Source organism: Corynebacterium sp. AOP40-4SA-5 (assembly GCF_052377355.1).
Classification (GTDB): Bacteria; Actinomycetota; Actinomycetes; order Mycobacteriales; family Mycobacteriaceae; genus Corynebacterium.
The window spans coordinates 93,981-117,691 of record NZ_JBQSWS010000006.1 but is presented as its reverse complement, the minus strand read 5'-3'; the positions used below and the strand labels follow the sequence as shown (position 1 = coordinate 117,691).

The following is a 23,711-nucleotide window of genomic DNA, read 5'->3' as shown; positions in this document are numbered from 1 at the left end:
CGCCCGCACAACCGCCTAGAATGGGCGGCCATGGTCGACTCAAGTTCCACAGTCCGTGTCCACGACGCCCACCTGCGCAACCTGCGCCACGTCTCCGTGGAGTTCCCGCGGGGCAAGCTGGTGGCGGTTACCGGGGTGTCGGGGTCGGGGAAGTCGTCGTTGGCGTTCGGCACGGTGCACGGCGAGGCGCAGCGCCGCTACCTTGAGTCGGTCGCGCCCTTCGCCCGCCGGCTAATCGCCGGGGCGGTGGACCCGAAGGTCGGACGCATCGACGGGTTGCCGCCGACGGTGGCGCTAGAGCAGTCGCGTTCCGGCGGTGGGGCACGATCCACGGTGGGGACGTTCTCCACGGTGTCGAACTCGGTGCGTCTGCTGTTCTCCCGCTCGGGCACCTACCCGGAGGAGCTGCGGGAACGGGTGGGCCGGTTGGACTCGGACCGCTTCTCCCCCAACACCGCCTCGGGCATGTGCCCCACGTGCCAGGGCACCGGGACGGTCCATGCGCCGACGGAGGCGTCGATGGTGCCGGACGCCTCGGTGTCGATCGACGACGGTGCGATCGCGGCCTGGCCCGGCGCGTGGCTGGGCAAGAACTTCCACGACATCCTGGTCACCCTGGGCTACCGCACGGACGTGCCGTGGTCGCAGCTGTCGCGCGAGGACCGGGACTGGATCCTGTTCACCCCGGACAAGCCGGTGGTCACGGTGCACCCGGTGCGCGGCGCCCACCAGATCCAGCGCACCTACGACGGGACGTGGCGCTCGGTGGCGACCTACCTGCGCGAGACGTTGGCCTCGACGTCGTCGGACGCCACACGCCGTCGCGTCCTGTCCTTCATGGACCATTCGGTGTGTCCGGAGTGCGGTGGGCGCCGGCTCACCGCGGATGCGCTGTCGGTGACGTACTTGGGGCTGACCATCGACGAGTTGAACGCCGTGCCGTTGGAGGAGCTCGCCGGCCTCGTCGCCGGGGTCACATCCCCGTCGGAGGCCGAGCGTCTGCTGCTGGAGCAGGTGACCCCCACGGTGCGCGCGGCGGTGGAGCTGGGGCTGGGCCACCTGAGCCTGGACCGTGCCGCCTCGACGCTGTCGGCCGGGGAGCTGCAGCGCCTGCGCCTGGCCTCGCAGCTGCACTCGGGCCTGTTCGGCGTGGTGTACGTGCTGGACGAACCCTCCGCCGGACTGCACCCGACCGAGCGGGTGGCGGTGCGTGAGCTGATGACCCGCTTCCTGGAGGCGGGCAACAGTGTGGTGCTCGTGGAGCACGACATGTCCCTGGTCGCCGGGGCGGACTGGGTGGTGGACGTGGGCCCGGGCGCCGGGGAGAACGGCGGCGAGGTGTTGTGGTCCGGGCCGGTCGGTGGTGAGGACGGCGGTGAAGACGGTGGTCAGGACGGTCTGGCCGGGCAGGACACGCCCACCGGCCGCGCGCTCGCCGCCGCAGCCCCCACGCTCACCGGGGGACGCCACCCGGCGCGCGCAGCGTCCTCCCGTCTGCCGGTGCGCAGCACCGAGCGCACCCTGGACATCGACACGTCACTCGGGCTGGGCCAGTTCACCGCGGTGACCGGGGTGTCCGGCTCCGGAAAGTCGACGTTGCTGTCCAGTGTGCTGCCGCAGGTGCTCGACGACGCCGGAATCCGCACCGTGCACATCACCCAGCAGCCCATCGGCCGCACCACCCGCTCCTGCCTGGCGACCTACACCGGCCTGTTCGACCACGTGCGCAAACTCTTCGCCGGCACCGACGGGGCGCGCGAACGCGGGTGGACGGTCTCCCGGTTCTCCTACAACGTCACCCAGGGACGCTGCCCGACGTGCAACGGTGAGGGCGCGATCGAGGTGGAACTGGTGTTCCTGCCCGGCAGTTACACCACCTGCCCGGACTGCCACGGCGCCCGCTACAACGACGAGACGCTGCAGGTCACCTGGCACGGCTACACCGTCGCCGGGATCCTGGGCCTGACCGTGAAGGACGCCCTGGACGTCTTCACCGACGAGCCCGCGGTGCTCACCGCACTGCAGGCGTTGGACGCCGTGGGCCTGTCCTACCTGCGCCTGGGCCAGGGTGCCCCGGAGCTCTCCGGCGGGGAGGCCCAGCGCATCAAACTGGCCACCGAGCTGCAGCGCAGCCGCCGGGCACGCCGTGGCACCCCCACGGTGCACCTGCTGGACGAGCCGACCACCGGCCTGCACCCGGCGGACGTGGACCTGCTGGTCACCGAGCTCAACCGGCTGGTCGACGCCGGTGACACCGTGGTCGTGGTGGAACACGACCTGCGTGTGGTCGCCCAGGCCGATCGGGTGGTGGACCTGGGGCCCGGTGCCGGAGTGGAGGGCGGACGCATCGTCGCCGACGGCACCCCGGCCGAGGTCGCCGACTCCGGCACCGCCACCGGCCGGGTCCTGCGCGCGGTGGCGGGTGCGGACGGGTAGCTCGCACCTCCCCTTCCTATAACCCCACTCAGTTGTTGGTCTCCGGGATCCCCACCAACATCTGCGTGGGGTTTCAGGAGCCAGCATCGGTAGGCGTCAGTCTGCGATGGTCAGCGTGCCAGCTGGTGGATCACGCCGTCCAGGATGACCTCGAGTCCGTACCTGTAGACCGCCGTCGGGTCGGTGACCGCCTGGTACTTCTCGCCCACCGCGGTGCCGACGCGTCCGGACACCGGGAAGTCCGCGTCCCTCATGACCTGCGACAGTACCGGCTCGTTGACCCGCCACCAGTCCGCGTCACTGACCCCGGTGTCCCGGGCGAGGTCCCGGGCGTTCACGCTCGCCGCCGCGCTGGCCACGGCATGGGACTCGATCAGTGAGATGGTGTGGTCCATGGCCACGTCGTCCAGTCCGCACCCGTCCACGGCGGTGAGCTGCCATTCGTAGCGACGCGATACGTTCGGGCCGAGCAGGGGCCGGTGCCGCTGGGCGTTGAGCAGCCAGGGGTGCTCGTGGACCTCCTCCCAGGCGACGGCCGACACCATGCGGAGTCTCTCGGCCACGCTCTGCGGATCCGTGGCCGCACCGTCGAACGACGGGAGGTCGACGCGTCCCATGACCTGGTCGACCATCAGCCCGAGAAGTTCGTCGCGGCCGGGGATGTAGGTGTACAGCGTGGCGGCGGAGGTGTCGAGCTTCTCCGCGATCCGGCGCATGGAGAGTCCCTCAACACCGGCGACACCGGCGGCGTCCGCCTCGGCGATGGCGGTGTCCACGACCTGGTCGACCGACCATTTCTTCCGCGGGCCGCGCGCGCCGGACTCCTCGCCGATCTCGTGGCGCCACACCAGTCGCAGCATGCGGTCCGGTTCAGCGGCAGTGTCGTTGTGGCTCTCGGAATCCATGTTGACAGCTTACTCCGAACGGCGTACGTTAAAACACCCTCGCAACTTCGTACACTGTTTGGAGTTTATTGTGCCCTCGGCCTCCCCGCCCGCCATCCACGCTGAATCACTGGTCAAGACCTACGGCGACCACCGCGCGCTCGACAACTTCACCCTCACCGTTCCCACCGGCACCATCCACGGACTGCTCGGCCCCAACGGCGCCGGCAAGACGACCGCCGTCGGCGTCCTCACCACACTGACCACCCTCGACAGCGGGACCGCCCGGATCGCCGGCACCGACGTCCGTGACGGAAACGCCCTGCGCTCACGCATCGGCCTGGTCGGCCAGTACGCCGCCCTCGACGAGGTCATCGGAGGTCGTGAGAACCTCGTCATGTTCGCCCGATTGCTCGGACTACGTCGCCGCGACGCCCGGCGCCGCGCCGACGAGCTCCTGGAGCAGTTCTCCCTGACCGACGCCGCCGACCAGGCGGTGTCCGGCTACTCCGGCGGCATGCGCCGACGCCTCGACATCGCGGTCTCACTCATCCGCGAGCCGGACGTCCTCTTCCTCGACGAACCCACCACCGGACTCGACCCCCGCGGACGCGTCGACGTGTGGGACGCCGTCCTGCAGACAGCCCCGTGCTGCTGACAACCCAGTACCTCGAGGAGGCTGACCAGCTCGCCGACCGCATCTCGATCATGAAGGACGGACGGGTGATCGCCAAGGGAACACCGGACGAACTCAAACGCAGCCGCGGCGGCGACCGCGTCGACGTCACCTTCCCCTCCACCACCACCCGGGCCGAGGTCGAGGCCGCCGTGCCCGCCGGATGGCAGTCGCTGACCGAGACCCCGGACGGGATCCACGCCAGCGTGCCCGCACCACGCGGCACCGCCGACATGGTCGATCTCGTCCGACGACTCGACGAGGCGAACCTGTCGCCCACCGACGTCGCACTGCGCCGCCCGACCCTCGACGAGGTCTTCCTCTCCGTCACCGAGACCCCGTCCGACCCGACCGTCCCGAACCCCGAGGAGAACCGATGAACAGCATCACCAGCGGCATGATCCTCACCACGAGGGAACTGCAGCACTGGCGCCGCCAACCCCTGACCCCGGTGTTCAGCATCCTGTTCACCGTGATGCTCCTGCTGATGTTCGCCCTGCTCTTCGGCGGGTCGATCGAACTGCCCGGCGGCGGGGACTACATCGACTACCTGCTGCCCGGCATGATGGCCCTGTCCATGATGTTCGGTGTCGAGGCGACCACCACCGCCATGGCCAACGACGCGAAGAAGGGCATCACCGACCGCTTCCGCTCACTGCCGATCGGGGACGCCTCCGTCGCGCTCGGTCGCGCCGGCGCGGACATGATCACCTCGGCGGTGGAACTCGTCGTCCTGGTCGTCGGCGGACTCCTGCTGGGGTGGCGGATCACCGGCAGCCTCCCCGAGGCGATACTGGCGATCGCGCTGCTGCTGTGGTTCCGCTTCGCCGTGCTGTGGATCGGCATCTTCCTCGGCCTGACCCTGGGCAGGAACGAGGGAGCTGCCATGGCGGTGCAGGTCCTGGTCTGGCCGATCGGGTTCCTGTCCACCGCCTTCGTGTCCCCGGAGTTCATGCCGTCCTGGCTGGAACCCCTGGCCACCTGGAACCCGGTGTCCGCCACGGCCACCGCCGCCCGCGAGCTCTTCGGCAACCCCACCGGCCTCACCGGCGGGGCTCTGGCCGACCATGCCGTGCTGGCGGCGTTGTTGTGGCCCTTGGTACTCGTGGCGGTGTTCCTCCCCCTGTCGGCCCGCGCGTACCGTCGGCTGAGGCGCTGATCCTGAAACCCCGCGATCTTGTCGGTCTTCGGGATCCGGACCACCATCTGCGTGGGGTTTCAGGAAGGCATGGCCCCAGCCCCACTACCCCAGGCCCACTACCCCAGCACCGCTACCTCAGCCCCGCAGCCGCGGCGGCGTGCACGGCGTCGGTGAGCACGCCGAGGGTGTCGGACTCCAGGCGCCAGTGCTGCCAGTACAGGGGCACCTCGATGACGTCCTCGGTGAGCCGGGCCATGGTGCCGGCCGACACATAGGGCCGCGCGGCGGACACCGGTACGAGCGTCCACCCGAGCCCGGCGACGACGGCGTCGTTGAGCCCTTCGAAGCTGGGGATCCGGGAGACCCGACGGTCGGCACGCGGGGTGACCTCGCGGGGCACGAGAACACCGTCGGTCATCCGGTCGTGCGGTCCGATGACCAGCAGCGGGAGGCCCGCCCAGGCGGAGTCTCCCTGCTCGGCCAGGCCGCGGTGCAGGGTCTCGGCGAGCCCCGGGGAGCCCACCGGCCAGTAGTGCAGCACCCCGAGCTCCTCGACCACGCACCCGGCGACGGGTTCCGCCTCGGCGGTGACCACGCCCATGCAGTCTCCGCGGCGCAGCATCGCCAGGGAGCGTTGCTCGTCTTCCACGGTGAGTTCCAGAGAGATCCCACCAGACGCCGCGACGTGCCCGAGCACGGGCCGGAACCACGTCCCCAGCGAGTCGGCGTTGACGCCCACGCTCACGGGACGTTCACTGATCTGCCCGCGCAGACGGTCGTCGGTCTCGAGCTCGAGCAGCCGCATCTGCCGCGCGCTCTGCACCAGCACCTCCCCGGCGTCGGTCACCCCGACCGGCGACGTCCGGCGCACCACCACGCGTCCCACGTCCGATTCCAGTGCCTTGATGCGCTGACTCACCGCCGACGGACTCACCCCCAGACGCGATGCGGCGGCCTCGAAGCTCCCCTCGTCGACGACGAGCAGCAGTGTATCCAGGTGACGTGGGATCATGAAGCACATCTTAACTGTGCCCAGTTCTGCTTGCTTGTCTTCACTCGCCCCGGTTCCTAGGCTCCGGCGGGTGACCTACGATTCCCTCCTCCCCGCACTCAGGATCGCCCTCGCCGGCATGGTCTTCCAGCTCTCCGTGATCGCCGCCGTCGGCCCGCAGAACATCGTGCTGCTCAAACAGGGTGTGAAACGCTGGGGCGTGGGCCTGGTGATCAGCGTGTTCATCGTGGGCGACCTCATTCTGCTGCCTGCGGGCACCGCCGGCGTCGCCGTGGTGACCGACAGGCTTCCGGTGCTCATCGAGATCCTGCGCTGGGGCGGCGTCGCCTACCTGCTCTGGTTCGCCTCGACGTGCCTGCGCGACGTGCGTCACCCCACCGCCATCGAGGGCGTCGAGCCGCCGTCCGGCAGCATGCAGGACGAAGCGCAGGACGCCGGGAGCGCGCTGCCCGGCGACGTCCTGCCCACCGGCGGCGGGCAGGTGGCCACCAAGACGCGTCCCGTCCCCACCCGGCAGGACGCCCCGCGGCGGTTGCTGCGGCTGCACCGTCCGCGCGCGGTCTCCGCCCTGCCCACCGCCCTGGCGGTGACGTTCCTCAACCCGGCGGCCTACGTCGACGGCATCGTGGTGTTCGGCACGATGGCCAACCAGTACGACCCCGGCAAGTGGGTCTTCACTGCCGGGGCCTTGGTCGGGTCCGTCCTGTTCTTCGTGGTGGTGGGCTACGGGGCCCGCCTGCTCAGCCGCCCGTTGTCCAGCCCCGGGGTGTGGCGCTGGATCAACCTGGGCATCGGACTGCTGATGATCGGCATGGCCGCCCGGCTCGCGCTGGGCTGAGCCAGTGTGGCCGGTGCAGCCGGGACCGTCAGAACGGGTTGCCGCCCGAGACCGCCAGCCACAGACCGGCGACGCCGGCCAGGCCGATGATCGCGAACAGCCACGACGACGCCAACGGCCTCGTCGCCCACCCGCGCGAGATGTCCGCGGAGTAACGGCCCGGGCCGGTGAACGTGAGCACCAGGCCGACGAGCGACACCATGCCCCAGAACTGCACGTGCGGGCTCAACGTGTACGGCCAGTACCCGGAGTCCCACAGGGAGAAGTTGTGCAGGGTGAGGAAACCGGCGACCACCAGCGCCAGAGCGCTGCCCACCGGGGTGAGCAGGCCGAAGACCAGCAGACCACCGGCGACGATCTCCGCGACCGGCAGGGCGACGGCCAGGATGTCGGCGAAGTTGTAGGCCGACAGGGTCTGCTCGAAGGCGCTGATTCCCGGGTCCCCGCCGAAGGCGAAGAGGGTCTGCAGACCGCGCACGATCAGCAGCGCACCGACGACGACGCGCAGGATGAACAGTCCGAGGTCCAGCGTGCCTCGCTTGGCCTCGACCTCACCCGGCACGGCCGCAGCCTCCTCGCCGTTCTCGTCGACGGCCACGGCCGCGTCGTCCTCACCGGACGCCGCGACGCCGGCGGTACCGGCTGCGCCTGCCGCGCCTGCAGCACCCGGTGCGAAGACGGAGGTCTCGCCCTCCGTGCCGGCGCCCGGGTATTCGCCGGAGTACTGCGCCTGGGTCTCGGTCGACTCCGGGACCGCTGAGCGACGCGGGGTCGCCGCGGCGCCGGCTGCACCCGCTGCACCCGCTGCACCGATTCCGCCACCGAAGGCCAGGGTCTCGTGGCCGTTCTCCCCGGAGTCGGCGGCCTCCTCCCCCGTCTTCGTCCCGTAGGCCGGGTCGGCGGCAGCGGCGGTGAAGACCTCGGTCCGCGAGTCGTCGCCCCGCGGCTCGATCTTCTGCGGCCGCGCGCGACCGGACACCGCGTAGATGTCACGCTTCGGACGCGGCGTCTCGTCAGCCGTCTCGTCAGCGCCGTCGATTGCTTCGGTCGCCTCGGGGGCCTCGGGGGCCTCGTCAGCGTTGTCCGACTCGGCGGCCGGGGCGGACGACTCGCCCTGTGCCTCGGTGTGCTCGGTCGGCCTCGTCGGCTCAGTCGGCTCGGCCTGCTCGGCCTGCTCGGCCGGCGCCGTGTTCACCGACAGCGGACGCGTCGCGTCCGGCACGTCGATGGCGTCCACCGAGTCGATCGCCTCGAAGAGGTCGTCGTCGTTCGTGGTGTCGTTCGCGGCATCGTTGACGTCGCTGCCACCCGTCTTACCCGTGTCACCGGTGCCGTCCGGTTTCGCCGGATTCCGGTCAAACAATCCCATGGTCTCCCACCTTCTGCGCCGCCGGCGTGGTGACCTCTGGCGCGGCGATCTCGTGCTGGTCTCGTGCTGGTCCGTGTGCTCGTCTCCGCATGGATACGTGCGTCAAGCCTAGGCTAGAACCCACGCGTCACAGCGGAGGACGACACGGTATGTCGCACCACCGCACCCACGAACACACAAAATGGAGGACACCATGGGATACGTCGCCAGCGGGGCCGAGGGCTTCGACCGGGACATGAGCTACATCGACGACCGCGTCGTCGCCGACACCGACGGGTTCGACGCGGCGAGCACCGCGTCCGGCAAGGGCGTCGCCTGGCCCGTGACGGCAGGACGCTACCGCCTCGTTGCGGCGCGCGCGTGCCCGTGGGCGCACCGCGCGGTGATCGTCCGGCGCCTGCTCGGCCTCGACGGGGCCGACACCCCCGAGTCGCCCGCCCCACTGAGCCTGGGGCTGACCGGCCCCACCCACGACTGGAAATCGTGGACCTTCGACCTCGACCCGAACTCCGTGGACCCGGTGCTCGGCGTCGGACGCCTGCGCGACTGCTACCTGCACCGCTACGCCGACTACCCCAAGGGCATCACCGTCCCGGCGCTGGTGGACGTCGACTCGAAGGCCGTGGTCACCAACGACTTCCGCACCATGGTGCGTGACTTCGTCACCGAGTGGACCCCGCTGCACCGCGACGGTGCCCCGGACCTCTACCCCACCGAGCTCCGCGAGGAGATCGACGAGATCGCCGACCGGGTGTTCCGCACCGTCAACAACGGCGTCTACAAGTGCGGCTTCGCCGGGTCACAGGACGCCTACGAGAAGGCCTTCGGCGAACTCTTCGACACCCTCGACGTGCTCGAGGAGCGCCTGGCGACCCGCCGCTACCTCGTCGGCGAGCACATCACCCTGGCGGATATCTACCTCTACGTCACCCTGGTCAGGTTCGACATGGTCTACCACGGGCACTTCAAGTGCAACCGCTACACGATCTCCAGCAGGCCGAACCTGTGGGGCTACCTGCGTGACCTGTTCCAGACCCCCGGCTTCGGCGACACCACCAACTTCGGGCAGATCAAGGACCACTACTACATCGTCCACACAGACGTGAACCCCACCGGGGTCGTGGCCGTGGGGCCGGACCCGGTGGGGTTCACCACCGCCCACGACAGGGGGCGGCTGGGCGGATCACCGTTCGGTGACGGTACGGCACCGGCGGCACCGCGTCCGGAGGACGTCCGGGACGGTGACGGTGCCTGACGGTGCCTGACAGTGCGTGATCGGGCGTCCTCCTAGAGGGCGGAGGTGATCGCCTCGACGGACTGCTTGGCGTCGCCGAGCAGCATGTCGGTGTTGTCGTTGAAGAACAGCGGGTTCTGCACGCCGGCGTAGCCGGAGCCCATGGACCGCTTGAACACGATGACCTTGTCGGCCTCCCACACCTTGAGCACCGGCATGCCGGCGATCGGGGAACCCGGCTCCTCGGCGATGGGGTTGACCGTGTCGTTGGCACCGATGACCAGCACCACGTCCACGTCGCCGAAGTCGTCGTTGACCTCGTCGAGCTCCAGGACGATGTCGTAGGGTACCTTGGCCTCGGCCAGCAGCACGTTCATGTGGCCGGGCAGACGGCCCGCAACCGGGTGGATGCCGAAGGTCACGTCGATGCCCTGGTCGCGCAGCTTGGCGACCAGCGAGGCGACCGGGTACTGCGCCTGGGCGACGGCCATGCCGTAGCCCGGGGTGATCATGACCGACTTCGCACCCTTGAGCAGCTCGGCGGTGTCCTCGGCGGAGACCTCGGTGTGCTCGCCGTAGTCGCGGTCGTCGCCACCGGAGGAGTCGGCGCCGAAGCCACCGAGGATCACCGAGATGAACGACCGGTTCATCGCCTTGCACATCACGTAGGACAGGTACGCACCGGAGGAACCCACCAGCGAACCGGTGATGATCAGCAGCGGGTTGGCCAGCATGAAGCCGGCGGCCGCGGCGGCCCAGCCCGAGTAGGAGTTCAGCATCGAGACCACGACGGGCATGTCGCCACCGCCGATGGCGGCGACCAGGTGCACGCCGAGGGCCAGGGCCAGCACGAGCATCACGCCCAGGACGGTCCAGGACAGTGCCGGGTTGTCGGTGCCGGCGGCGATGAACACGCCCATGCCGACCAGCGACACCAGGATCACGCCGATGTTGAGCAGGTTGCGGCCGGGCAGCATCAGCGGCGAACCGCTGATCTTCCCCGACAGCTTCAGGTAGGCCACGATCGAGCCGGTGAGCGTCACCGCACCGATGAAGATGCCCAGGTAGATCTCGCCCAGGTTGAAGCCGGCGACGTGCTCGTCGGACTCCGAACGCTGGATGAAGGAGTTGACGCCGATGAGCACGGCGGCCAGACCCACGAAGCTGTGCAGCATCGCGATGAGCTCGGGCATGCCGGTCATCTCGACCTTGCGGGCACGCGGGATGCCGATAGCCGCACCGATGATCATCGCGATGGCGATGAGGATCAGGGTGACGAACGGGCTGTTGTAGTTCTCGGAGTCGTCGGCGGAGGCCACGACGGCCTTGACGATGGTGGCGATCAGGGCGATCGCCATGCCCGCCATGCCGAAGCGGTTGCCGCGGGAGGCGGACTGCTGCTTGGCCAGGCCCGCGAGAGCCAGGATGAACAGCAGGGCGGCGATGATATAGGCCAGGTTGGTGACCTTGTCCGTCCACTCCAGGACGGACTCACTCGGACCGTTGGCGAGAATGAGCTGGTTGGTCAGGGTCATGTCAGTTGCCTCCCTCGAACATGGTGAGCATGCGCCTGGTGACGAAGAAGCCACCGAAGATGTTGATCGAGGCGACGACGATGGCGATGAATGCCAGGACTGCCACGGCGATGTTCGACGATCCGACCTGGAGGATCGCTCCGACCAGGATGATGCCCGAGATCGCGTTCGTCTCGCTCATCAGCGGGGTGTGCAGCTTGTGGGTCACCGCGGTGATCACGTAGAAACCGACCACGACGGCCAGCAGGAGCACCATGTACTCGTCGGCGACCTCCAGGGGGCTGACCAGCACCAGGGCGATGCCGAGGATCCCGGCGAGGATCTTCCACGGCAGGGTGGACTTCGCCGGCGCCTCCTCCTCGGCGGCCGGGGCCGCCTCAGCCTTCGGCGCGGGCGCCGGGGCGGCGGAGACCTTCACCGGTGGCGGTGGCCACAGGATCTCGGCCTGGGCGTCCTGCGCGGCGTGCGCACCGTCCTGAGCCTTGGTCACGGTGATGCCGCGGACGATCTCGTCGTCGAGGTCCAGGACGGTCTGGCCGTCCTTGCCCGGGGTGACCAACTTGAACAGGTTCACCACGTTCTGGCCGTAGAGCTGCGAGGACTGCGCCGGCAGGCGTCCGGCGAGATCGGTGTAGCCGATGATCTTCACACCGTTGTCGGTGGTCGTGACCTCGCCGGCGACGGTGAGCTCGCAGTTGCCGCCGTTGGCGGCAGCCATGTCCACGATGACCGAACCCGGCTTCATCTTCGCCACGTCCGCCGCGGTCAGCAGCACCGGGGAGGTACGTCCCGGGATGTTGGCCGTCGTGATGACGATGTCGGACGCCGCGGACTGCTCTGCGTAGAGCTTCGCCGCCGCGGCGGCCTGGTCCTGGGTCATCTCCTTGGCGTAGCCGTCGTCGGACTTCTCCGAGGCGGTGGGGATGGCCACGAACTCCGCACCCATCGACTCCACCTGCTCGGCGGTCTCCGGACGCAGGTCGGTGGCCTTGACCACCGCGCCCATCGAGTTGGCCGTGCCGATCGCCGCCAGCCCGGCGACGCCGGTGCCGATGACGTACACGGTGGCCGGGGGAACCTTGCCCGCCGCGGTCACCTGACCGGTGAACAGCCGGCCGAAGGTGTTGGCGGCCTCGATGACCGCACGGTAGCCGGCGATGTTCGCCTGGGAGCTGAGCACGTCCATGGACTGTGCGCGGCTGATACGCGGGACGGTGTCCATGGCGATGGCGGTCACGTTCTTCTCCGCCAGCTCCCGGACGAGCTCGTCGTTGCGTCCCGGTGCGAGCCGGGAGATCAGGGTGGCACCGGACTTCAGGGCTCCACGCTGGTCGGCGGTCGGGGTGTCGAGGGTGGTGACGATGTCGGAGGACCAGACGTCCTCGCCGACGATCGTGGCACCGACGGCCTCGAACTGGCTGTCGGGGAAGTTCGCCTTGTCACCTGCGCCGGACTGAACGGCTACGTCGTAGCCGAGCTTGATCAGCTTGCCGACGGTGTCAGGTGTCGCAGAGACCAAGGTTTGCGGTTCCCGGGGGATACCTATGAGCAACGGAGGGCTCCTCTGGTGCGTGGTCGAGCTTTCCGGGGCCGCGGCATGCCCACCATAGGTGTGGGTGGAGGTCGCGAGCGCGCCCGGACGTCGACCCAGTCATTGGGTACACGTATGTTAACGTCCGGTTTATTATGCACATGTAGCTGACTCGCCAACAGAGGTTCCGTGATATTGTCCGGATCTTCCCGCGCAGGGCAGCCAACCACCCCCGTTTTCCCGGATGCGGTGCCCCCGACACCGTCCGAGGGGACCTATTTAACGTTTCTGCGGATAACGAAACCTCCCCCGTGTAGGGTCCCCACCCCACGCATCGACCCCCGGGGTGGGCACCCCGGGGGTCGGTGTTTCTACGACGTGGACCGGTCTCAGCCCAGCTTCGTGGCGATGAGCTTGTTCACCTGAGCGGGGTCGGCCTTGCCGCGGGTGGCCTTCATGACCTCACCGACGATGGCACCGGTGACCTTCTTGTTGCCCGCCTTGTACTTCTCGACGATGTCGGGGTTGGCGGCGAGGGCGTCGTCCACGGCCTTCTCGATCGCACCGTCGTCACGGACGACCTCCAGGCCGCGGGCGGCGACGACCTCGTCGACGTCACCCTCGCCGGCGAGCACGCCGTCGACGGCCTTGCGGGCGAGCTTGTTGGTCAGCTTGCCCTCCTTGACCAGTGCAGCGACGCGGGCGACCTGGACCGGGGTGATCTCCAGGCCCTCGAGCTCGACGCCGGCCTCCTTGGCCTTCTGGGACAGGTAGGCGACCCACCAGCTGCGCGCCTCGGACGGGGTGGCCCCGGCCTCGACGGTGGCGATGATCAGGTCGAGGGCACCGGCGTTGACCAGGTCGCGCATCTCCTCGTCCTTGAGGTCCCACTCCTCCTGGATGCGGGCGCGGCGGATCCAGGGCATCTCCGGCAGCGTCTCGCGGATCGACTCGACCCACTCGGACGGTGCGAGCACCGGGGGCAGGTCGGGGTCGTTGAAGTAGCGGTAGTCCGCCATGGTCTCCTTGACGCGCCCGCGGGAGGTCGTGCCGTCGGCCTCCTGGTAGTGGCGGGTCTCCTGGATGATCTCCACGTCGTTGACGATGCAGGCCGCCTGGCGCTGCATCTCGAAACGCACGGCCTGCTCGACCGACTTCAGCGAGTTGATGTTCTTGGTCTCGGTACGGGTACCGAACTCCGTGGTCCCCACCGGACGCAGGGACAGGTTGGAGTCCACGCGCATCGACCCCTGGTCCATACGTGCGTCGGAGACCTCGAGTGCCTTGACCAGGTCACGCAGGGCGGTGACGTAGGCGCGCGCGATCTCCGGGGCGCGCTCCCCCACGCCCTCGATGGGCTTGGTGACGATCTCGATCAGCGGGATACCGGCACGGTTGCAGTCCACCAGCGACGCCGTCGCGCCGTGGATGCGTCCGGTGGCACCACCCAGGTGGGTGAGCTTGCCGGTGTCCTCCTCCATGTGCGCGCGCTCGATCTCGATGCGCCACGGGGTGCCGTCGTCCAGCACGATGTCGAGGTAGCCGTCGTGGGCGATGGGCTCGTCGTACTGGGAGATCTGGTAGTTCTTCGGCTGGTCCGGGTAGAAGTAGTTCTTCCGGGCGAAGCGCGAGTAGGGCGCGATGTCGCAGTTCAGGGCGAGGCCGATCTTGATGGCCCACTCGACGCCCTGGCGGTTGACCACGGGCAGCGCTCCGGGGAGGCCGAGGCTGCAGGGGTCGACGTTGGTGTTCGGTGCGTCACCGAACTCCGCCGAGGACGCGGAGAACATCTTCGTCCGCGTCGCGAGTTCAACGTGGACCTCCATCCCCATCACGGGGTCGAAGCGCTCGAGCACCTCGTCGAAGTCCATCACGTCATCGGAGTAATCGTTCACCACGGCTGTCATGGTGATTCAGTCTAGTGGATGGCGTCCGCGGCGTCGCTGGCGTGGTCCGCTCTGTGGTCGGTTCGTTGTGCCGCACGACGGTCCGACGCACGGCACAGGGCCGCGAAGACCGCACCGGACAGGTTGTGCCACACGGAGAAGATGGCACCGGGCAGCGCGGACATCGGCTCCATGTGCTGTGCGGCGAGCCCGGCTGCCAGCCCGGAGTTCTGCATCCCGACCTCGATGGCCATGGTGCGACGCACCGGGACGGGCCGGCCGGTGACCTTGCCCGCACCGTAGCCCAGCGCCAGGCCGAGGGTGTTGTGCAGCACGACGGCCACCAGCACCAGGAGACCTGCCTCCAGGAGGTTGTCGCGGTTTCCGGAGACGACGATCGCCACCACGGCGGCGATGGCGACGACCGAGATCCACGGCAGTGCCGGCAGGATCTTCTCGATCAGCCGGGGCAGCAGGAAACGGAACAGGAGCCCGGCGATGACCGGCACGAGCACGACCTGCACGATCGACACCGCCATGGAGCCGGCGTCCAAGGGCATGTACTGCCCGGCCAGCCACAGGGTGAGCAGCGGCGTCAGCAGCGGGGCGAGCAGGGTCGAGACCGACGTCATCGCCACGGACAGGGCCAGGTCACCGCGGGCGAGGTAGGACACCACGTTGGACGCCGTGCCGCCCGGGGCGCAGCCCACGAGGACCACGCCGGCGGCGATGGCGGACGGCAGCCCGAGGACCCACACCACCAGCAGGGCGGCCAGGGGCATGATCACGAACTGTGCGACGACCCCCACGACCACGGGCAGGGGCCGCTTGACCACGAGGACGAAGTCGCCGGGCTTCAGGGTCAGCCCCATGCCGAACATGATCAGCCCGAGCAGCCAGTTGGTCCACCCGGACGTCGCGGCAGACAGGTCGTCGCCGCCGAGGAAACCGATGACTCCGCCGATGATCACCAGGACGGGGAAGCCCAGCGAGGCGATGTAGGCGCTACGGTCCTGGGTGGCGGAGGAGGACGCGGATGTTGACGTGGAGGGTGCGGAGGACCCGGAAGACACAGAAGACACGGGGAGGTCAGGTCACTTTCGGAAAGGAGCCGTGAGTGCGCGTCATCTCCGTGGGCCGGGGGTGGTCGGCCGCGCGAGGACGGGGATGAACGCGGGATGCCTGATGCGGTGAGGGTCACCCTACAAGCGGGTACCCCCTCCCCTGTCCGGCAGGGGCCGGATGCACGTCGTTCACCGCGGAAACATACATGCAGGACGGGCCGGGTGGCTACCCGATCAGCGCGCCGACGGAGTCGATACGCTGCTGCGGCACCACCTTCAGGTTGCCGACCGCCTCGTCGAAGGACACCAGCTCGATACGCTCACCGTGCAACGCGACGACCTTGCCGGTCTCCCCACGCAACGCCGCCTTCGTGGCATGCACCGCGTACCGGGTCGCCAGCACCCGGTCGAACGCCGTGGGGGTACCACCACGCTGGATGTGACCCAGCACCGTGGAACGCACGTCGGTGTCCAGACGGTTCTCGATCTCGTGGGCGATCTTCGCACCGATGTCGTCGAACTTCTGGTGACCGAACTGGTCCACCGCCCGGTCACCGATGTCGAACGTGCCCTCCTTGGGCACCGCCCCCTCGGCCACCACGATGATGCCGTACTTCTCACCCAGCTCGAAGCGACGCGACATGCGCTTGCACACCTCGTCGATGTCGAAGGGCACCTCCGGGATCAGGATGTCGTGGGCACCACCGGCCATGCCGGCGTGCAGGGCGATCCAGCCCACGTGCCGGCCCATGACCTGCACGATCATCACACGGTTGTGCGACTCGGCGGTGGTGTGGAGCCGGTCGATGGCGTCGGTTGCCACGGCCACCGCCGTGTCGAAACCGAAGGTGTAGTCGGTGGCGTTGACGTCGTTGTCGATGGTCTTGGGCACACCGATCACCGGTAGGCCCTGCTGGTGCAGCCACTGCGCACCCTTGAGCGTGCCCTCGCCACCGATGGCGATGAGCACGTCGATGCCCGCGTCGTCGAGGTTCTCGCGGATCTTGTCGATCGACGCCTTGAAGTCGGCGGTCTTGAGCCGGCCGGTGCCCAGGATCGTGCCACCACGGGTGAGGATCCGGTCGATGTCCTCATCGTCGTAGAGCTGGATGCGGCGGTCCTCGACCAGCCCCTGCCAACCGTCCTGGTATCCCACGACGGTTGCTCCACGGCCTGCCGCCGTTCGGACCACGCCACGGATGACGGCGTTGAGTCCGGGGCAGTCCCCTCCACTGGTCAAGGTTGCGATGCGCATGCCACTGATCCTAGTCAGCCGACGGCCCGGCTGCGACTGTCGAGCTCCGGTGCAGGTTGTTCCTGGACAACAGGGACGACGCCACCCCCACGAGCATGGTCGCGGCGGGCAGGAGCACGGCCAGACCGAAGGCCACGCCGGGGTCGTCGACGGTGAGCCGCCACTGCATCATGGCCCCTACCGCCGCCACGCCGAGCACCGAGCCGAGCTGGCGGGTCTGGTTGTACACGCCGGATCCGGCACCCATCTGGCTGAGCTCCAGGTCGCGCATCGTCGAAGCGGAGTTCGGCGCCCACACCAGCGAGTTGCCCACACCCAGACCGATCAACGGGATCACCGTCCAGTAGTGGCTCACGTCGGTGGACATCACCACGGTCATGCCCACGATCGACAGCCCCATCACCGCGAAGCCGGACGCACCCAGCCCGCGCGGGCTGTAGCGGTCGGTCATGCGTCCGACGACGGGCGACAGCACCAGGGACGTCGCCGCCTGCGGGACCAGCATCATGCCGGCCTCCAGCGGCGTCAGTCCGTGCACCTGCTGGTAGTAGAGCGTGAACGGCAGCGGCACGCTGGCCACGGTGAAGCCCATGGCCACGATGCCGATGTTGCCCAGGGAGAAGTTTCGCACCTTGAACAGGCTCAGCGGCATCAGCGGGTCGCGTCCCCGCTTCTCGGCGACGACCTGCTGGCGCACGAACAGGACGAACAGGACGAGGGACACCACGATCATCACCCAGATCCACCAGGCCCAGTCCATCGTCTCGCCCTCCTGCAGCCCGAACACCAGCAGGAAGACGGCCAGAACGGACAGCACGATGGACCACGGGTCGATGCGCCGCGCCGCCGGCGGGAACCGCGGCACCCACATCATGACCGCGATGATCGACAGCACCCCGATGGGCACGTTGATGAAGAAGACCCACTCCCAGCCCACGGTGCCGGTGATCAGTCCGCCGAGGATCGGTCCGCACAGGGTGGACAGACCGGCGGTCGCGCCCCACACCCCCAGTGCGGAGCCACGCTTGTCCCGCGGGAAGATGCGGTTGATCACCGCCATGGTCTGCGGGGTCAGCAGCGCCGCCCCCAGGCCCTGGACGGCGCGCGCGGCGATCAGCTCCTCCACGCTGCCCGCCAGCCCGCACCACAGCGAGGACAGCGTGAACACCGTCATGCCGACCACGTACACGTTGCGGGGGCCGAAGCGGTCGCCGAGACGTCCGGTGACGAGCAGCGGGACGGCGAAGGTCAGCAGGTAGGCCGAGGTCACCCAGATGACCTGGTTGTAGTCGGCGCCGAGCTGACGCTGGAACTCCGGCGTCGCCACCGCGACGATCGTCTGGTCGAGCAGGATCATGAAGAAACCGGTGCACAACGCGAAGAGCGCGGGCCACGCGTCCTTCGCCGGCAACGGCATCGTGGGGTACGTCGAGGCGTTCTTTTCGGTCACGACGGACCAGTCTGCCACGAAGAGGCGGTCCTAGGCCTCCAGCATCTCCCGCAGCCCGGGCAGGGCCTCGCGGAAGGGCGGGATCAGCGGGAGTTCGGCGACCTCGTCGATGGGGCACCACGCCAGGTCGGCGCTCTCCGCCGACGGGAACAGCTCCAGCGCGGAGTCGCAGGTCGCCAGCACCGTGGTGTACGTCCACTCCTCGATGCTGTCGTCCGGGACCTCCCAGCACAGCTGCCCGGAGATCGTCATCGTCAGCGGGTAGCCGGTGCCGGGCTGGGTGATGCGGTGGGAGCGCACGGCCTCCAGCAGCGTCGCCCCGTCCTCCACCGCCGCGGTGACCGGTGCGGCAAGCACCATGTCCTCCGGGGCGAGCGGCAGCCGCACCAGCACGTGGGTGAGGTCGGCGCGCGAGGTGACGAGGTGGTCGGAGACGTGGACGTCGGACGGTTCGACGCCGGTCTCCTCCTGCGTCTCGCGCAGCGCGGCCTCGACCGCGGACTCCCCCGGCTCGACCGCCCCGCCGGGGATCCCCCAGGTGCCGCCGAAGTTGGTCCAGCTCGCGCGGTGCTGGACGAGGAGAAGGGTCGTGTCGTTTTCCCTGGTGGTGAGGAAGAGGCCCGCCGCACCGAGCGTGCCCCACCGTCGGGTGCCGTCGGTGCCGACGGCCCACCCGTCACCGTGCAGTGCCTGTTGGGTCATGCCGACGAGGGTACGCCACTTCGCCGGGGCCCTCTTGTGCGGAGGCCCCGTCGGATCTACCATGAAGCCCATTCATGGTTACGGTTGCCAAACCTCAGGAGAGACATGACCACACCACACGCAGAACCGGGGACGGACCCGGCGACCGACTCGGGGTCCTCCGGTCGCGCCGACCAGAAGGCCGGCGCTGCCGCGCTCCGGGAGCTGCTGTCCCCGGTCGCCGGTCCGCTCGCGGTCGGACGCCTCCTCGCCGCGGTCTCCGCGGTCCTGGCCGTCGTCCCCTATGTCGCGCTGGTGCAGATCGGGGAGATCCTCCTCCGCGCCTCGGCCGACGGCGAGGCGGTCGACGGCGCAGCCGTCCGACGGTGGCTGTTCATCCTGCTCACCGCCTTCACCGCCCGGCTCTTCGTCTACTTCATCGCCCTGACACTCGCCCATGTGGCCGACGTCAGCCTCGGCCACCGGATCCGCGGTGACCTCGTCGCCCGCCTGGCCCGTGTCCCGCTGTCCTGGTTCACCTCCACGAACTCGGGCCGGGTTCGCAAGGCCCTGCAGGACGACATCACCACCGTGCACCAGCTCATCGCCCATCAACCGGTCGAAGGGACGAACGCGCTGGTCATGCCCGTCGCGCTGATGGCCTACGCCTTCGTCATCGACTGGCGTCTCGGTCTGCTGTCCATCGCGACCGTTCCGCTGTACCTGACGGCGAACCTGGTGATGATGCGGGGCATGGGTGAGAACACGGTCAAGATGGACCGCAAGCTCGCCGACGTTTCGGCCCGGATGGTGGAGTTCGTCACCGGCATCACGGTGGTCAAGGCGTTCGGTCAGGTCGGCAAGGCCCACGGCCGCTACCAGCAGGCCGCCGACGACTTCTACGCCTTCTACCGCGCCTGGTGCCAGCCGTTGATCCGCATGGCGGCCCTGGGCCAGTCGACTCTCGCCGTACCGCTGGTCCTGCTGGTCAATCTCGGCGGTGGCGCGTGGTTGGTCCACCACGACTACGTCAGCGTCGCCGACGTCACCGCGACATCCCTGATCGCCCTGCTGGTGCCGTTCGCCATCGAGGTCGGGATGAGTTCGATGTGGTCGCACCAGCTCGCCGGGCAGGCCGCGCTGCGTCTCGTGCGGCTCCTGCAGACCCCGACCCTGCCGGACGGTACGGACACAGGCGCGGACGCCGCGTCCTCCCCCGCCGGCAACGACGTCGTCTTCGACCAGGTGACGTACTCCTACGAGGGATCGGACGTTGCCGCCGTCGACGACGTCAGCTTCACCCTGCCGCAGGGCACCGTCACCGCGCTCGTCGGGCCGTCCGGGTCCGGAAAGTCCACCATCGCCACCCTGCTCGCCCGCTTCGCGGACCCGGACTCCGGCACCGTGAGAATCGGTGGTGTCCCCGTCTCCCGGGTACCGGACCTGTACTCCCACGTCGGATTCGTCCTGCAGGATCCGCAGCTGCTGGGGGTCAGCATCCGGGACAACATCGCGTTGGGACGTCCCGACGCCACCGACGACGAGGTACGCGGGGCCGCGCGGGCGGCCCACGTGCTCGACGAGATCGAGGCGCTGCCCCACGGGCTCGAGACGGTCTACGGGTCGCAGGCCGGCCTGTCCGGCGGCCAGGCCCAGCGCATCGCCATCGCCCGGGCGCTGCTGGTCGACGCCCCCGTGCTCATCCTCGACGAGGCGACCGCCCTGACCGACCCGGAGTCCCAGCACCAGATCCAGGAGGCGCTGAGCACCCTCGTGCGGGGCAGGACCGTGCTTCTCATCGCGCACCGCCCCGAGGTCATCACCGGGGTCGACCAGATCATCCTCACCGACAACGGCAGGGTCGTCGCCGCCGGAAAGCACGCAGAGATGCTCGCCCATCCGGGGTACGCGCGTCTCTGGGACAACACCGAAGGACTCCAGTCATGAACCTCCCCCTGACCGACATAATCCCCCGCTGTCGCCGGATGCTCGCCGACCCGGGTGCGATGCGGCGTGTGGTGTCCATCGCCGTCCTCGTCGGACTCCTCGAGGGTGCGGCGCTGGGCGCCCTCCTGCCCGCAGTGACCGCCCTGGCCACCGGGGACCCGGTGTGGGGCATCGGATTCGGCGGGTGGATGTGGGTCCTGGCCGGACTCGCCCTGGCCACGTTCGTGGCGAACTACCTCTCCAACAGGTGGGGGTACGCCATGGCCCTGGACTTCCTGCGCAACATCCACCGGCTCGTCGGCGACCAGGTGACCCGTCAGCCGCTGGGGTGGTTCGCCCGGTCGCGGGCGGGCCGTTTGTCGCGCATCGTGTCCACGGAGTTGATGACCACCGGGGAGATCATCGCGCACATGATCGTCCCGTTGATCAGCCGGACGACAGCGGCCGGGGTCATCGTCGTGGTCTCCTGGTTCTGGGACCCGCTGCTCGGGCTGGTCCTCACCGTCTCTGTCCCGGTGTTCGCGCTGCTGACCGTGGCCTCCACCGCCCTGATGCGGCGGGCGACCCGGCGGACCGCCCCGGCCCAGGACGATCTCGCCGACCGGATCGTGGAATTCGCCCAGTGCCAGGGGGCGCTGCGGTCCTGCGGCAGAAGCGGTGACTTCACTCCCCTGACCGAGTCGATGGAGCGGGCCCGGTCGACGAAGCTGCGTGCGCTGGGCCTGGAGACCGTCGGCCTGGTGCTCGGCGGCGCGGCGACCCAGGGCGTGGTCGTGGCGTTGATCAGCGTGACCAGTTCACTCGCGGTCGCCGGCACGCTGGACCCGGTTCCCGCACTGGCCTTCATCGGCCTGGCGATCCGCTTCACCAGCACGTTGTCGGCGATCACGGAGAGCGCGATGGGCATCGAGAGCCGGCGCGCCGTGCTCGACGGGATCGACGAGGTCCTCACGGCCACACCCTTGCCGGAGCCGTCCCGTCCGGCGGAGTTGACCGCCCCCGGTTCGGTGTCGTTGGAGCACGTCACCTTCGGTTACTCGCCGGACTCCCCGGTGCTGCGCGACGTGGACCTCCACATACCCGCCGGGCGGATGGTGGCACTCGTCGGCCCGTCCGGGTCAGGGAAGACGACGGTGGCCCGCCTGATCAGCCGTTTCTACGATGCCGGTAGTGGCGTCGTCAACGTCGGCGGTGCGCCTGTCACCGAGCAGACCACCACACAGCTGATGTCGCAGCTGTCCATGGTCTTCCAGGACGTGTACCTCTTCGACGACACCCTGCTGGAGAACGTGCGGGTGGGTCGGGAGGACGCCTCGGACGCCGACGTCGTCGCCGCCGCATCCGTGGCCGGGGTGGATTCCGTCGCCGCCCGGCTCGCCGACGGGTGGCACAGCCGGGTCGGCGAGGGTGGTCGTGCACTGTCCGGTGGTGAACGCCAGCGGGTGTCGTTCGCCCGTGCCCTGCTCAAGCAGGCGCCTGTCGTCCTGCTGGACGAGGCGACGAGTGCCCTGGACGTGGAGAACGAGTCCAACATCGTCGCGGCGGTGGAGGAACTACGCACCCACTCCACCGTGCTCGCCATCGCCCACCGCCTGGACACCATCGCCCGCGCCGACGTCATCGTGCAGCTCGACGAGCAGGGCCGGGTGGAGGCGCAGGGGTCCCACGCGGAGCTGCTGGCACTCGGTGGGACGTACGCCCGTTACTGGAGCCACCTGCACGATGCGCAGGGCTGGAGGCTGGTGGAGTAGATGACGCGCTCCCCCACTACGCTGGCACCATGAGCAGCACACCTGGACAGGCGGGACGCAAGACGGGGCCGAAGCCCACGTTCACCCGTGAGAACGTGGTGGACGCCGCGCTGGGGTTGGGCATCGCCGACTTCACCCTGTCCGCGGTCGCCCGCCGGATCGAGGTCGTCACCCCGGCGTTGTACCGGGTGTTCCCCTCCCGGGACGCGGTGCTGGAGGCCTGCCTGGCCCGCGTCGCCGCCACGATCCAGCCTCCCGGGGATGACGCCGGCTGGCAGGACGCGCTGCGTCTCTGGGCCGACGAGTGCTGGCGCATGTGTGAGGAGTTACCCGGGCTGGCCCGGACCCTGTTCTCATACCCGGCGGCGTTCGACCACATCGAGGATCCGTTGCGTGGTTACGTCCGGGTGATCGAGTCGCACGGCAGGTCGAGGATGCAGGCGGCCTTCGCCCTGGACTTCATCGGGGACACCGTGATGGCCACCCGGCTCGGGGTGGAGATGATGCGCGCCACCGACACCGCCGGTGTCTCGGGGCTGGAGAAGGTGCGGCAGCGCATCGGCGAGGAGCACCTCTTCCAGCCCGACGAGTCGTGGTCGGGTCGTGGATTCATGGACGTGAAGGTGGACTTCATCGTCGAGGGCCTGGAACGGAACTGGCCGGAGGTGTGAAGGGCAGGGCCTATTCGGCCGCTCGCCCCAGTCTTTTCGGGGCACGGGCGTCCCATGCCTCGGCGAGGAGCTCGGAAAGCTCACCGACGTCGACCTGATCGAGGCGGACCAGGACACTGGCGTGCCCTGCGTAGTGGTCCGTGGTGAAGAACTTCCCCGGGTCTGCCGCCAGCAGGAACTCACGGTCCTCCAGGCTCTCCCGCCAGCACACCAGCACGTCCGGTTCTTCGTGGACGCGTGCGAAGATCGTGCCCGCCACGTAGAACGCGGGCGTCCCGTAGCACGTACGCTCAGCCACCTCGGGCAGGGCGGTGGCCAGGCGCCGGACGTCGTCCTCAGTGCTCACTGGC

At 69.1% G+C, this 23,711-nt stretch carries 20 protein-coding genes; 9 read left to right on the top strand and 11 right to left on the bottom strand.

The genetic code is table 11. From position 1 onward, the window contains the following. The first annotated feature begins 30 nt into the window (after positions 1–30). A complete protein-coding gene (locus tag ACT3S3_RS05430; protein WP_444626407.1) occupies positions 31–2,436 on the top strand; it encodes an ATP-binding cassette domain-containing protein in 2,406 nt (801 codons plus the stop codon). A gap of 110 nt (positions 2,437–2,546) precedes the next feature. Here the strand turns inward: ACT3S3_RS05430 and ACT3S3_RS05425 are convergent, their stop codons facing one another. Continuing rightward, positions 2,547–3,341, bottom strand: coding sequence for a TetR/AcrR family transcriptional regulator (locus tag ACT3S3_RS05425; protein WP_301444111.1), 795 nt, complete (start codon positions 3,339–3,341; stop codon positions 2,547–2,549). Between the two features lie 70 nt (positions 3,342–3,411). Between ACT3S3_RS05425 and ACT3S3_RS05420 the strand changes: the two genes are divergently transcribed. Genes ACT3S3_RS05420 through ACT3S3_RS05410 form a run of 3 tightly spaced genes read left to right on the top strand, consistent with a single transcriptional unit; the run spans position 3,412 to position 5,155 of the window. Next, positions 3,412–3,978, top strand: coding sequence for an ABC transporter ATP-binding protein (locus ACT3S3_RS05420; protein ID WP_444626405.1), 567 nt, complete (start codon positions 3,412–3,414; stop codon positions 3,976–3,978). Next, the gene (locus tag ACT3S3_RS05415; RefSeq protein ID WP_444626403.1) at positions 3,969–4,376 is read left to right on the top strand and encodes an ATP-binding protein DrrA1-3 family domain-containing protein; all 408 of its coding nucleotides are present in this window, start codon (positions 3,969–3,971) and stop codon (positions 4,374–4,376) included. Before ACT3S3_RS05420 ends, ACT3S3_RS05415 begins: the two co-directional genes overlap by 10 nt. Continuing rightward, positions 4,373–5,155, top strand: coding sequence for an ABC transporter permease (locus tag ACT3S3_RS05410; protein WP_301444113.1), 783 nt, complete (start codon positions 4,373–4,375; stop codon positions 5,153–5,155). Before ACT3S3_RS05415 ends, ACT3S3_RS05410 begins: the two co-directional genes overlap by 4 nt. 112 nt (positions 5,156–5,267) lie before the next feature. On the opposite strand, the gene ACT3S3_RS05405 is transcribed toward ACT3S3_RS05410, so the two are convergent. Beyond that, positions 5,268–6,149, bottom strand: coding sequence for an ArgP/LysG family DNA-binding transcriptional regulator (locus tag ACT3S3_RS05405; RefSeq protein ID WP_444626402.1), 882 nt, complete (start codon positions 6,147–6,149; stop codon positions 5,268–5,270). A gap of 70 nt (positions 6,150–6,219) precedes the next feature. Here ACT3S3_RS05405 and ACT3S3_RS05400 point away from each other — a divergent pair, with 70 nt between their 5' ends. Beyond that, a complete protein-coding gene (locus tag ACT3S3_RS05400; protein ID WP_301444002.1) occupies positions 6,220–6,987 on the top strand; it encodes a LysE/ArgO family amino acid transporter in 768 nt (255 codons plus the stop codon). A 28-nt stretch (positions 6,988–7,015) separates the two neighbouring features. On the opposite strand, the gene ACT3S3_RS05395 is transcribed toward ACT3S3_RS05400, so the two are convergent. Next, on the bottom strand, positions 7,016–8,356 hold the full coding sequence (locus tag ACT3S3_RS05395; RefSeq protein ID WP_441588159.1) for a DoxX family membrane protein: 1,341 nt from the start codon (positions 8,354–8,356) through the stop codon (positions 7,016–7,018). A gap of 193 nt (positions 8,357–8,549) precedes the next feature. Here ACT3S3_RS05395 and ACT3S3_RS05390 point away from each other — a divergent pair, with 193 nt between their 5' ends. Further along, positions 8,550–9,611, top strand: a complete 1,062-nt coding sequence (locus tag ACT3S3_RS05390) for a glutathione S-transferase family protein (RefSeq protein WP_441582061.1) — start codon at positions 8,550–8,552, stop codon at positions 9,609–9,611. A gap of 32 nt (positions 9,612–9,643) precedes the next feature. On the opposite strand, the gene pntB is transcribed toward ACT3S3_RS05390, so the two are convergent. The 7 genes from pntB to ACT3S3_RS05355 form a co-directional block, all read right to left on the bottom strand. Beyond that, the gene (gene pntB / locus ACT3S3_RS05385; protein ID WP_301443941.1) at positions 9,644–11,125 is read right to left on the bottom strand and encodes a Re/Si-specific NAD(P)(+) transhydrogenase subunit beta; all 1,482 of its coding nucleotides are present in this window, start codon (positions 11,123–11,125) and stop codon (positions 9,644–9,646) included. A gap of 1 nt (position 11,126) precedes the next feature. Further along, positions 11,127–12,677: a Re/Si-specific NAD(P)(+) transhydrogenase subunit alpha gene (locus ACT3S3_RS05380; RefSeq protein ID WP_301443940.1), complete on the bottom strand. Its 1,551-nt coding sequence runs from the start codon at positions 12,675–12,677 to the stop codon at positions 11,127–11,129. Between the two features lie 368 nt (positions 12,678–13,045). Next, positions 13,046–14,563 carry an Asp-tRNA(Asn)/Glu-tRNA(Gln) amidotransferase subunit GatB gene (gatB, locus tag ACT3S3_RS05375; protein ID WP_441582060.1) on the bottom strand — a complete coding sequence of 506 codons (1,518 nt, stop codon included), beginning with the start codon at positions 14,561–14,563 and terminating at the stop codon, positions 13,046–13,048. Between the two features lie 11 nt (positions 14,564–14,574). Continuing rightward, entirely contained in the window at positions 14,575–15,615 is a 1,041-nt protein-coding gene (locus ACT3S3_RS05370) for a bile acid:sodium symporter family protein (RefSeq protein WP_301442080.1), read from the bottom strand. A gap of 217 nt (positions 15,616–15,832) precedes the next feature. Continuing rightward, entirely contained in the window at positions 15,833–16,861 is a 1,029-nt protein-coding gene (locus ACT3S3_RS05365; protein WP_301442078.1) for an ATP-dependent 6-phosphofructokinase, read from the bottom strand. Positions 16,862–16,871: 10 nt separating this feature from the next. Then, the gene (locus ACT3S3_RS05360) at positions 16,872–18,278 is read right to left on the bottom strand and encodes a DHA2 family efflux MFS transporter permease subunit (protein ID WP_301442079.1); all 1,407 of its coding nucleotides are present in this window, start codon (positions 18,276–18,278) and stop codon (positions 16,872–16,874) included. A 63-nt stretch (positions 18,279–18,341) separates the two neighbouring features. Next, positions 18,342–19,013, bottom strand: coding sequence for an NUDIX domain-containing protein (locus ACT3S3_RS05355; protein WP_301442077.1), 672 nt, complete (start codon positions 19,011–19,013; stop codon positions 18,342–18,344). A gap of 105 nt (positions 19,014–19,118) precedes the next feature. Between ACT3S3_RS05355 and ACT3S3_RS05350 the strand changes: the two genes are divergently transcribed. The 3 genes from ACT3S3_RS05350 to ACT3S3_RS05340 are packed head-to-tail and all read left to right on the top strand — an operon-like array spanning position 19,119 to position 23,361. Next, positions 19,119–20,939 (top strand): ABC transporter ATP-binding protein, encoded by a 1,821-nt coding sequence (locus ACT3S3_RS05350; RefSeq protein ID WP_301442076.1) that lies wholly within the window; start codon positions 19,119–19,121, stop codon positions 20,937–20,939. Then, on the top strand, positions 20,936–22,690 hold the full coding sequence (locus ACT3S3_RS05345; protein WP_301442075.1) for an ABC transporter ATP-binding protein: 1,755 nt from the start codon (positions 20,936–20,938) through the stop codon (positions 22,688–22,690). Before ACT3S3_RS05350 ends, ACT3S3_RS05345 begins: the two co-directional genes overlap by 4 nt. Positions 22,691–22,719: 29 nt before the next feature. Then, positions 22,720–23,361 (top strand): TetR/AcrR family transcriptional regulator, encoded by a 642-nt coding sequence (locus ACT3S3_RS05340; protein ID WP_444626400.1) that lies wholly within the window; start codon positions 22,720–22,722, stop codon positions 23,359–23,361. 10 nt (positions 23,362–23,371) lie between these two features. Here the strand turns inward: ACT3S3_RS05340 and ACT3S3_RS05335 are convergent, their stop codons facing one another. Continuing rightward, positions 23,372–23,707, bottom strand: coding sequence for an MmcQ/YjbR family DNA-binding protein (locus tag ACT3S3_RS05335; RefSeq protein ID WP_301442073.1), 336 nt, complete (start codon positions 23,705–23,707; stop codon positions 23,372–23,374). Positions 23,708–23,711: the final 4 nt, after the last annotated feature.